Origin of the sequence: Geminocystis sp. M7585_C2015_104, from assembly GCA_015295805.1 — a bacterium.
GTDB lineage: Bacteria > Cyanobacteriota > Cyanobacteriia > Cyanobacteriales > Cyanobacteriaceae > DVEF01.
Window position 1 is genome coordinate 1 of the sequence record DVEF01000063.1, and the last position, 8,297, is coordinate 8,297.

Below are 8,297 nucleotides of genomic sequence, written 5' to 3' on the forward strand. Positions count from 1 at the left end.
ACCTATCCCGAAAATGTGGACATCTGTTTGGTGGAAGGGGCAGTGGCCAATGAGGAAAACCTAGAATTAGCCCTAAAAGTAAGACGCAACACCAAATTCGTCGTCTCCTTCGGCGATTGTGCCGTTTTGGGCAATGTCCCCACCATGCGCAACATGTTAAACGGGGCAGACCCGGTATTGCGTAGGTGTTATGTAGAACTGAGTGACTACGGAAAGCAAATCCCCAAAGAACCAGGCATTGTGCCAAAACTATTGGACAAGGTACAGCCCCTCCACTACTACATAGATGTGGACTTATATCTACCCGGGTGCCCCCCCTCGGCTGACAGAATCAGAGACGCCATCTTCCCTCTCCTGAGGGGTGAAAAACCCGTCCTGGAGGGGAGGGAGATGCTCAAATTCGGCTAATAGGCAGAAAAAGGGCGTATAGGGGGATAACACGCCCCTACGCCCCTGTTAGGGATTATCTCAATTGAATGACTTTGGGTTGATCAAACAGGTGAATGGTGTCCACGAAACGAGCAGTCTTAGACTGGCTGGAGATCACCAGCGTCTGAGTGCGGGCACCACCGTGGAAGAAACGAACCCCCTCCATCAAGCTGCCAGGAGTAATGCCACAGGCGGCAAAGAATACAGTCTCCCCGGAGGCTAACTCCTCAGCAGAGTAAACCTTATCGGGGTCTTCAATGCCCATTTCTTTGAGACGGGCAATGTTTTTTTCCTTGCTTTCGCCAATTAAACCGGTTTTGACTACCTCTGGATCATATACCAATTGACCCTGGAAGTGAGCCCCTAGACAACGCATGGCAGCGGCTGTGATCACCCCTTCGGGAGCAGCCCCAATCCCCATGAGGGCGTGAATATTGGTACCGGCAAAGGCGCAAGAAAGGGCAGCAGAAACGTCACCATCACTAATCAAACGGACCCTGGCACCAGCCTCCCGGATTTCCTGGATTAACTCCTTGTGGCGGGGACGATCCATTACCACTACTACTAATTCTTCTACACTACGACCTAGGCACTCCGACAGGATTCTCAGGTTTTCTGTGGCAGATTTGTTTATGTCCACATGCCCTTTGGCTGCTGGTGGGGCCGCCAATTTCTTCATGTAAATATCAGGTGCCGCAAACAGACCACCTTTTTCCGAAATGGCCAGCACCGCCATGGAACCATTTTGACCATAGGCTACCAGATTTGTGCCCTCACAAGGATCCACCGCAATGTCTATCTCTACTAATTCTTCTGGATTACAATGTTCGGCAGCATCGGGACGGGTACACAGTCCTACCTCCTCTCCAATATATAACATGGGAGCCTCGTCTCTTTCCCCTTCTCCAATAACAATTCGCCCACGCATGCGAATTTGATTCAGTCTTGCGCGCATAGCCTCTACCGCCGCATGGTCGGCCATGTGTTTGTCGCCCTTCCCCATCCATTTAGCCGCTGCAATCGCCGCCTGCTCCACTACCTCTATAATCTCTAAACCTATAGTACTTTCTATCATTGGCTTCCTCCGAAAGTATATTAATTAATCTAAATTTTTTCATTAACAAAAAGTCTATCAGAGGAGGGGAATACCTCCAAAATTTTTTCCCTTCCTCCGGCAATAATTGAAACCTAATATAACAAAAAAACTCCCCCGTCGAGATGGGCTTAGACTGGAGGGTTTAACTTAATAAGTTACTCACCCCGGGTTACTTACGCGGTGGCTGACTTTGAGAGTTTGTTGTCTGCTGGAGAAACTCAATAGATTCCCTAGAGGGCCAGAAAACGATTTTCTTTAGCATTTCATCATTGTTTTTCTTCAAAGCCTCTATAACCCCCTCTAAAATCACCACCTCTATTTTTGTCTCCTTAGCTTGCTGGGGCTGTGCCTTCTTGAATTCAGCTATCAACTGTTCGGCTTGTTCCTTTTCAAAAAAGAAGGGGATCATCTCCATATTATTCTGTTTTACAGTCAGATAACCCCCATCCTTGCCTATGGTAGCAACAAATAAGGGCACCCCCCCCTGGTACTGAGGATTAAGTTGCTTTGCCTGTTGCATCTGTTTCTCCGAGGGCACATAGGCAAATACAATCCCATCCTTTTTGGCACTGTTTTCCGACAACTGGAAAATCTCCCCTAAAGACACAGGCACAACTTTTACTTGTTTTCCCAATTCCGGATTCTCCTTCTTCAACCTTTCCACAAAACCAGTAGCATCCTGTTTGCTGATAAATACCCCAGCAACCTTTTCATTTTTTTCACCAGAGGCAACCAAAGGTGCGCCCTCAGAATTGGTAATGGTGAATACTGGAATTGGTCTTAGCATGTTTATAATCACATCCTGGGGTAGTGCTAGCAATTTGGGGGTTTGACTCAGCCAGCAGCCAGCTAGGGTAATGCTAATTATACTTATCTCCTTAATTCTCTCTAATACGGGTTTTTTTCCTAACATGGTGTTTTCTTCTGTCTCCTCTTGCCAAAAGACGATGTTTTCTTCTGGTAGTTTCCTGGGTAATTTGTTTCTCTGGATTTTAACAGTTTGTCCCCCCTTTTTTCTTCCCTCCTTAAAGATTTAATGATTACTGTTATAATTCAGAATCTAATATGCTTAGATAAGGCTAAAGCAATAAAAAAGCAGATAAAATTAAGTCATAACCCATATAATTGCCCATTAATTTGGACGTTTTTCCTGGTAGCTATGCTTTTCTCCCCGGCAAATCTAGTTTATTGGATTTTTCTAGCTATGGGCATTATCTTATTCCTATCAGTCATTATCTCCGGCACCGATGAAGACCTAGACACCGACGGAGAAGCCCCTTTAGCCCTAGAAGGAGACATGGAAGCGGATGTGGAAGGAGAGACAGAGGGTGAGATAGGCGAAATAGGCGGCATTTTTTCCCCTCTTATTCCCCTTCTTTCCTGGTTGGGGGTTGGCAATTGTCCCCTTATACTGCTTTTGGCCATCAATTTCTCCAGTTGGGGTGTTATAGGCTGGTTTTTAAATTTCATGGTGGCAGGGTTTTTGGGCAAATTCCCCACTGGTTTTCTTGCCTTTGTCATATTTTTTGTTTCTCTCCTTTGTAGTCTTTGGATAGGCAGTATTTTGTCTCGTCCTATTGGCAAAATTTTTAGCAGTTTTAGTGAGGAAGTTGAGGGAGAAAGACTAATTGGTTGTACAGGTCAAGTTACCTCCAAGAGTGTACCCTATATCACAGAAGGCCGAATCGCCCAAGCCGATGTGATGGATGCTGCCAAGAATCTAGTAACAATCCCTATTTGTCTTCCTCAATGGGCAAAAGTTGTACCGGTTAGAGGACAAGAAATTATAATCATAGAGAAAAGAGAACACTGTTATTTAGCTATTGCCAAAGACAGTTCCGATCAAGACCGATGGCTCACTTCCCAGTCCGATTATACCTGACTTTATAACCATTTGGAGAAAAACCATGAAATTATTTCTGGAGCTGATAACACAAATAGACCTTAAGGCCATAAACCCCCACTATAACAGTATGCCTAAAAGTGGAAAATTAGGCAATACCAATACCCTTGTTGGGCATACAGTCGCCACCGTTTCTCCCACTAGCAGTACTGGCAATAATAGTGTCTTAGTTGCCCAATTACCAGGAGGCAGTGTCACCTTTTTCGGAGTGTTAATAGGGGTGCTAGTAATTCTCGGCCTAGTGGCAATTTGGGCTTATACCAGAGTATATGTAGTGACCCCCAACAACGAGGCATTTGTGCGTAGTGGTGGCCTTTTTAGTAAGGAGAAAAAAGTAATTCTCAATGGGGGTTGTATCGTAATTCCAGGAATCCATCAACTCACAAGAGTGCCTCTGAGAGAAATCTCCATTGACGTCGTCAGACAAGGCAATTTAGCAGTGCGCACCCGGGATTATTTAAGGGCAAATATGCGGGTGACTTTTTATGTGTGTATAAGTGCAGATAAAGAGTCTGTTTTAACAGCCGCCCAAAGACTTTCCAGACAGGGTAAAATTTCTCCAGAAGACATTAAAGAGGCTATCGAAAAACGTGCTGATGATGCCATCCGCGCGGCGGCTAAGAAGAAGACTATTGCCGAAATAGACTCGGACAAATTGGGTTTCGCTGAAGAGGTTTTAAATCTCATTCAACACGACTTGAGAAAGGTAGGTTTAACTCTCAACAACATTGCCATCTCCGAAATAGAAGAAAGCGACACCTACGACGAAAATAACTTTTTTGACGCCCAGGGAGTCCGTCTCCGCACAGAAACAATTCAAAGGTCCATCCGCCAAAAATTAGAAGTAGAATTGCAAACCCAAAGGGAGAAAAAAGAGTTAGAATTAAACACCAAAATAGCTATCGAACAACGAGAGTTAGAGGCCGAGAAACAGTCCCTAGCTATCGCTAGACAAAAAGAAGAAGCCAAGCTGTCTCAAATGAAGGAAATCGAGTTCCTTAAGGCACAAAAAGAGAGAGAAATTCAGGAAACCCGGGATCAAGAAAAAGCAAAAATAGAAAAAAATCAAATTCTACTAAAACAGGCAATAGAAGAGGAAAAAATTAAACAACAGTTGGCAGTACAACAAAGTCAAATAGAAGCGAGTATTTCCTTGGAAGAAAGAAACAAACAATTAATGGTAGTAAAAGCTTTACAAGCCCAGGAAGCAGAAATAGCAGAAATCGAACGTCAAAGAGCAGTGGAATCCTCAAAACTGAAAGCAAAAATTGCCATAGCCCGAGCAGAAGAAGAATCAAAAATAGCACAACAAGAAGCGGCTATTAAAATTGCTTTGAAAGAAAAAGAAAGACTGTTAACAGAAGCAGAAAAAGTCCAGGCAGAAGAGGCGGTGAAGACGGCAAGAGAAATAGAAAATGCAGAAAGGGAGAAAAAGTTGTCTATCCTTTTGGCGGAAAGAGAGGCAGAAAAACAAAAAATAGCTGAACAAAATGTGGTGGAAATTGAGGTTTTCCGCCGTCGTCGTCAGGCAGAAATCGCCCGTCAAGCGGCAGAATTAGAAGCAGAATCCATCCGCACTCTTGCCGACGCCAACAAATACAAAGCCTTGGCAGAAGCAGAAGGAAAATTGGCACTAATCCAAGCAGAAAATGCCCTAAGCGACGCCAATCGTATTGCCCAACTGTTGAAAGAAGCAATGCCCCTAATCCTACCTAAACTACCAGAAATAGTGAAGTATCTTGCCCCCCAACCTGGTATACTGGGAGCAGCACGTATTTATGCCTTTCCAGGCATTGCGGCAAATAGTCACAACCACAACGGCAATGACATAACAAAACTATTGCTTTCCACCAGTGGCTTGGCAGTGATTAATAGCTTTTTAGAAGAAGGCAAACTGGGGGATTTAATTGCCCAAATGAAAGAGTTGCTGAAAAATCAATCCCCCCAACAGGAAAATGGCAAGACAGCCGAAACTCAACGGGAAACCCAACAAGAAGAAACTGGCGACTTCTCCCCCTTCCCCGAGGCAATGGAAAACTAATAGGAACTAGTTTTGATACTATCTCCCAATTTGCCAGATTAAAAACCCACCTTAGGCTTGTCTATTGTGTGGAAATTGTGTGAAAGGAAAACACGGGTGTTAGTCTCGGGATTGGCGTCTGGTGGCAAAACCCCTCTATCCGGGCCAACCCCTAAATATTTCTCACCGTATTCGTTAGTAATCGGGGAAGCCTGGCTTTTTACCAAGGGGTGAGTATAAAACTGTCTCCGCGACGTATATTACCACTGTAACAGCCACAATAACTAACCCGGGGAAACCGAATTACAATATCCCTCCCAAAGGCGGGTGACTAGCACAGTAGACTAAGTACTAGAGACAAAAACTATTTTTTTCCCCCCATGGGTAACCTCCTCCCTTGCTCCCGTCTTTATTTCAAGATGTATTTTGAAATAACACAGAATTTCTCACTACAAGCCTGCATATACAATATCACAGATGAGGGAGGCTAGCATTGACCCAACTGTATTCCGATAAGACAGGGGGGTATAGTCTTTCACTGTGGCTTCTTCTACCCTTTTTCTCCTTCTTGGGGGGATTTACCTTCTCCACAGGCCTTATTTACAGGCTTTATTTATTGTTAGATTTGTTGTTAGTGCAACGGGGACATTGTTATTTCTACCTAGTTAATTGTATTTAAACAGTATTGTGATGCCTTCTACTCCTTGATGTGTTAATTCAAACCAATTTTGGCTTGCCCGTTTCAACGGGTTTCTCGTGGTTAGTTTACCCGCGTCAATGTTCCCATTGGATACTCCTATTGTATAGTAGGCAAGAGCTCACAGACGTGAAAAACCTCAATTGTAAGGGGTTATTTTCCCCATGTACAGGCCATGATTTCACACCATTGTATTGGAATATCCTTCCTCATGTCTTTTTAACAGTAAGACTGCCTTATCTTCTATTTTTTCCTCTTAATGTCCCCCTCTCCAGGAGCCATTTATAAACATTTAAATACCTCCCATTTGACTAAAAGGCCCTTTACTGGTAGATATAGCTACTTTTTACCTTATTTTTTTGAAAATTTTATTGCCGTTTTATAAGAGATTGCTTAGCATATTTCCAGGGATAATAACCCAGTAAAGATTAACTTTTACTATATTGATATCCGGATATTGATGGAGTAAAAAAATTTTAAATTTGTTAGCGTAAAGCATTTACTCTTCTTAGATTTAGGGTATATCATGCCCTGCCAATGATCTAAAATAGGACAGAGAAAGCATTATTGCCCTTTTTGTTCTCTGTCCGCGGCTAGGATGTTTTGTCACGTTTTGGGTGAAAAAAAGTTAACTGAGCATTCCTAGATGTTTCAAACAATAAAACCCCTGCCGAATACCATTATAAATCAGAGTTTTGACTAGTTTTTTATTCTCCTCATATTATCTAACTATTATTTTCCCAGTTTACACCCTCTATTTCTAGCCCCATTCAAAAGGATAAGTTTATTGTATTCCCAAAACCAGGCACCGCCAAGTATAGCCAGTTGACTTCAGGAAACAGTGGTAGTTTTTCCTTTTTCCTGTTTTGATATATTTGATATATCATTGTCATTTGGGTTTCCCCTTTTTCTCTTCATCGTTACCGGGTTGATTTGATTTTTGCCCCTTTTGTTATACAATCACCATGCCCCACTATTTTCCAGCCTCCCTCCCCTTAAAAGGACTTTTCCGCAGGGGACCTATAATAAGTGTGTTCCAGTATAGGACAATAGTGACAAGATAGAGGTGGGTAAATAGCTGCAACTGAAAAACTGTGAGACTTATGGAAAACAAGACAGAGTGGCAGAAAAAGTTGGAGAAGATACAAACCACCTTGTCTTCCCCCAACCCGGAAGAGAGAAAACAAATCCTGGAGGCAATAAGGGAATTTTTCAACTCCCTGCCGTCGACAGGTAAACTAGTTGTGGGGGTGGTTAGTCTTCTGTTGTTGGCAAGTGTGTTGAAAATAATCCTATCCCTGATACAACTGGCGATTACCGTGGTATTCTTATTGCTAGTAGGCTACTTGGTTTATCTATGGCTGGGGAGACAAGCCAATGAATGAACAAAACCCCTATATAATCTGTAGCAACCGGGGGGAGAAGATTCCTCCTTTTGTTTTAGCAGCAGAAAAACACGTCTTGGGGAGGGACGCCTCTGTAGCAGACTTTGTAGTTCCTGCGGAGTGGAATGTATATAGCCGCATCCAAGCCACCTTTAAGCTAATAAACAACCACTATCACATTTTCGACGGGGATGGCACAAAACCTAGTAGCAATCGCCTGTATGTCAACAACTGTCTGATTACCCCCCATGATGGTTACGTCTTAAAACACGGGGATGTGATTAAAATTGGCGGCGGCCTGCAGTCCATTGCTACCATAGAATACTATGAACCAGCCAGTGTAAAAACCGTTGGGGCTACCGTATTACTGGAAACACCTCCCCCCTCACCCCAGACAATCCTCCTACCAGAAAACATTAACATCCCCGCCTTACCACAACAACAAGAGAGACTGCCTCACGTTATCAACCTGCGGGAAAGAAGATACCTCACCATCGGTAGGGCTTCTGATTGTGACTTGGTATTGTCTGCACCTACCGTCTCTCGTAAACATGCTGTAATTGAATATATCTCAGAAGGCAACTGTATTCTAACCAACTACAGTCCTAATGGCGTATTCATCAATGGTATCCCCATCAAAGGCAGAATTGCCCTAACCTCTGGGGTGGTAATTAGAATTGTCCCCTATACCTTTGTATTTGAAAGAGATAGGCTGTTAACCGCTGACACGGGTGACACTATCCGTCTAGACGCCAAGAATATAACCC

Annotated in this window: 7 protein-coding genes; 5 read left to right on the forward strand and 2 right to left on the reverse strand. The window is 43.5% G+C overall.

Going from position 1 to position 8,297, the window contains the following annotated elements:
* Positions 1-408: oxidoreductase (locus tag IGQ44_07440; protein ID HIK37807.1), on the forward strand; the 408-nt coding region annotated here is incomplete at its 5' end.
* Positions 409-463: 55 nt separating this feature from the next.
* Here IGQ44_07440 and glpX read toward each other — a convergent pair.
* Entirely contained in the window at positions 464-1,501 is a 1,038-nt protein-coding gene (gene glpX, locus IGQ44_07445; GenBank protein HIK37808.1) for a class II fructose-bisphosphatase, read from the reverse strand.
* A 193-nt stretch (positions 1,502-1,694) separates the two neighbouring features.
* The gene (locus IGQ44_07450) at positions 1,695-2,438 is read right to left on the reverse strand and encodes a hypothetical protein (GenBank protein ID HIK37809.1); all 744 of its coding nucleotides are present in this window, start codon (positions 2,436-2,438) and stop codon (positions 1,695-1,697) included.
* 246 nt (positions 2,439-2,684) lie between these two features.
* On the opposite strand from IGQ44_07450, the gene IGQ44_07455 reads away from it, so the two are divergent.
* The 4 genes from IGQ44_07455 to IGQ44_07470 all read left to right on the forward strand — a co-directional run.
* Complete coding sequence (locus tag IGQ44_07455; GenBank protein HIK37810.1) at positions 2,685-3,407, forward strand: DUF1449 family protein; 723 nt, start codon at positions 2,685-2,687, stop codon at positions 3,405-3,407.
* A gap of 25 nt (positions 3,408-3,432) precedes the next feature.
* Positions 3,433-5,469 carry a flotillin family protein gene (locus tag IGQ44_07460; GenBank protein ID HIK37811.1) on the forward strand — a complete coding sequence of 679 codons (2,037 nt, stop codon included), beginning with the start codon at positions 3,433-3,435 and terminating at the stop codon, positions 5,467-5,469.
* Positions 5,470-7,248: 1,779 nt separating this feature from the next.
* The gene (locus IGQ44_07465; GenBank protein ID HIK37812.1) at positions 7,249-7,530 is read left to right on the forward strand and encodes a hypothetical protein; all 282 of its coding nucleotides are present in this window, start codon (positions 7,249-7,251) and stop codon (positions 7,528-7,530) included.
* Positions 7,523-8,297: FHA domain-containing protein (locus IGQ44_07470; protein HIK37813.1), on the forward strand; the 775-nt coding region annotated here is incomplete at its 3' end. The genes IGQ44_07465 and IGQ44_07470, both read left to right, overlap by 8 nt.

Excerpts from the sequence above, each read along its gene's own strand:
- IGQ44_07450 (HIK37809.1), bottom strand. The coding sequence starts at position 2,438 with ATGTTAGGAAAAAAACCCGTATTAGAGAGAATTAAGGAGATAAGTATA.
- IGQ44_07455 (HIK37810.1), top strand. The coding sequence starts at position 2,685 with ATGCTTTTCTCCCCGGCAAATCTAGTTTATTGGATTTTTCTAGCTATG.
- IGQ44_07460 (HIK37811.1), top strand. The coding sequence starts at position 3,433 with ATGAAATTATTTCTGGAGCTGATAACACAAATAGACCTTAAGGCCATA.
- IGQ44_07465 (HIK37812.1), top strand. The coding sequence starts at position 7,249 with ATGGAAAACAAGACAGAGTGGCAGAAAAAGTTGGAGAAGATACAAACC.